Origin of the sequence: Vibrio sp. 10N.247.311.49 (genome assembly GCF_041467655.1) — a bacterium.
GTDB lineage: Bacteria > Pseudomonadota > Gammaproteobacteria > Enterobacterales > Vibrionaceae > Vibrio > Vibrio crassostreae_C.
The window spans coordinates 1-2,353 of record NZ_JBFSVA010000052.1; the positions used below are offsets into that span (position 1 = coordinate 1).

General features: G+C 43.1%; 1 protein-coding gene. It reads right to left on the reverse strand.

Going from position 1 to position 2,353, the window contains the following annotated elements; all coding sequences use genetic code 11:
• Positions 1-290: 290 nt before the first annotated feature.
• Positions 291-1,916, reverse strand: coding sequence for a methyl-accepting chemotaxis protein (locus AB6E54_RS22565; protein ID WP_017062210.1), 1,626 nt, complete (start codon positions 1,914-1,916; stop codon positions 291-293).
• Positions 1,917-2,353 lie beyond the last annotated feature (437 nt).

The window sequence follows — 2,353 nt, forward strand, 5'->3', positions numbered from 1 at the left end:
AACCACCGACACGAGGATTTTCAATCCTCTGCTCTACCGACTGAGCTATCCGGGCGACGAGGTGTATTAAACGTGTTTTCGCGTTCTGGGTCAACATTAAATTGCAAAAAAAGTATCGTTTGATGTTTTTCTATACTTAGTGGGTTGTTTTTGCTCATTTGGGGTGAAAAACCTAGGTCTAGCATGCCCTAAAAGATAGTAAAACTACGGTTAACTACACTGAATGGGCGCCGAAATAAAAAAAGCACGTATGAAAACGTGCTTTTTTATTTGAAAATTTTCTAGGGAGTTTAGTGTTTTACTTCAAACCTATTAACCCAAGCTTCTAATTCGTTGGAAAGAGAGGCAAGAGTTTGGGTGCTGTTATGACTTTCTGTTACGACATTGCTCAGTTGGTTACCGCTCTCTTCGATCATATTGATACGCTTCGATATATCATCGCTCACCTGAGTCTGCTCAGCGGCCGCTGTTGCGATTTGATGACTCATTGATGAAATGGACTCTAATGCGACAACAATCTGTTGTAGTGCTTCAGAGGCGTTTTGAGACTCTGTTACGGTGCTTTCACTGGTCGCGGCACACACTTCCATGGTTTGAATTGCGTTGCGAGATCCCTCTTGAAGGTTATTAATCATTAATTGGATTTCTTTTGTGCTCGATTGTGTTCTGCCTGCAAGGTTACGAACCTCATCTGCTACAACAGCAAATCCACGACCTTGTTCGCCAGCTCGAGCTGCTTCAATGGCTGCATTTAGTGCCAATAGGTTAGTTTGCTCCGCTATATCACCAATCACATCCAATACTTTTGCAATGTTGTTTACATCGTTATCTAGGTTAGCGACAGCTTCGCTTGCTGTGCCTAGTTGGCCTGCTAAGCCTTGAATGTTATCTACTGTGTTGTGAATGAGTTGTTGGGTATGCTGGCTCTGTTTATCGGCCTCGTCGGTGTTGCGCGCGGTATCGCTAGCTGAAGCAGCTACGTTATTGGCTGAAGAGGCCATCTCGGTCATTGCTGTCGCGATCATCTCTGTTGATTGCTGTTGGGTGTCTGTCAGTTGACCAATTGACCCAGCGCGATCTTCTACGCGCTGCAGTTCGCCTCTTAATGCCAGCATTGAAGCGTCAAGGTTTGATACTAGCTCAGCCAATGACTTACTCATTTGTTGTACGGCGTGATAGATACTGCCGTCAATTGCCTGAGTTTCGAAAGAGGTTTGAATTCGACCTTGTGCTACGGCTTGTACTGCTTCTCGTACGTCTTTAGGTTCGCCGCCAAGAAGCGCTAGCATGCGTTTAATGGATACAATTAGGCTCGCCAGAATAAGACCAGCAATCACGACACAAAGGAATAGCTGCCATTGAGCAGTAGACCAAAAACGAGCGTTAACTTCATTGAACCCGATACCAGTGCCGACAACCCAACCCCAATGTGGCGTTTTCTCTGCAATAGACAGTTTTTCTTCAATCGTTCCATCTGGCAGTTTTTGTGTCCAGGTGTACTCAATGATCTCGCCAGTACGATTACCAAGTACTCTTTGGATTAGCTGCCCAACACTATTGCCGTCGCCATCTTTAAAGTCGTTAAAACTGGTTCCGTGCAGTTGAGGATCTAATGGTGTCGCGATAAACGTCATGTTCTCATCGGCTACGTAAACATATTCATTATCTTTATAGATGTTGTTGCGTAGAAGGCGAGTAGCTAGTTGCTTGGCTTGCTCTTCTTCTAGTGTGCCATCAATCGCCATTTTTTCGACTTCAGTAAGAATGCTGTATGCGCTCTTAAACAGCTCTGTTACGCGAGCTTTGTTGTCCATGTTGCTAGCAACTCTTAAGGTCCATAAGCCTGTAGCCGTCAGTGCTAGCAGGGCGATCAAGATGATGCCCGATAATAAGTAAGCTTGCGTTTTTAGTTTCATATTTCCCTGCGCAGCGATTCAATAATTAGTATTAGGTATAATTCATCGAATCTTAATCTAAGTGGTGTAAGGCAGATATTAGAAAGACATCAAAGTATGATAGGGATTAAATTTTCGAAGAAAAAAAAGTAACAGGACTTGGTTCTATTTGTTTTAATGTGAATATTAGCGGGTCATGAACTTTATAAGGCGTTGGTTCTGTTGTAGTGGATATGCTTTATAGAACTTAGAATCAACTGCTGTAGTAAGAGTACTAAAAGGAGATAACTCAATTTATCGAGACTGATTAAGAGTTAGTGAGGAGCTGATGTGTATATTGAATAGAGTTTGTTTTTGTTCAAACGAAAAAAAGCCAAGTCTTTCGACTTGGCTTTCTTGAATGTGGCTCCCCTTGCAAGACTTGAACTTGCGACATACGGATTAACAGTCCGCCGTTC

Excerpts from the sequence above, each read along its gene's own strand:
- AB6E54_RS22565 (WP_017062210.1), bottom strand. The coding sequence starts at position 1,916 with ATGAAACTAAAAACGCAAGCTTACTTATTATCGGGCATCATCTTGATC.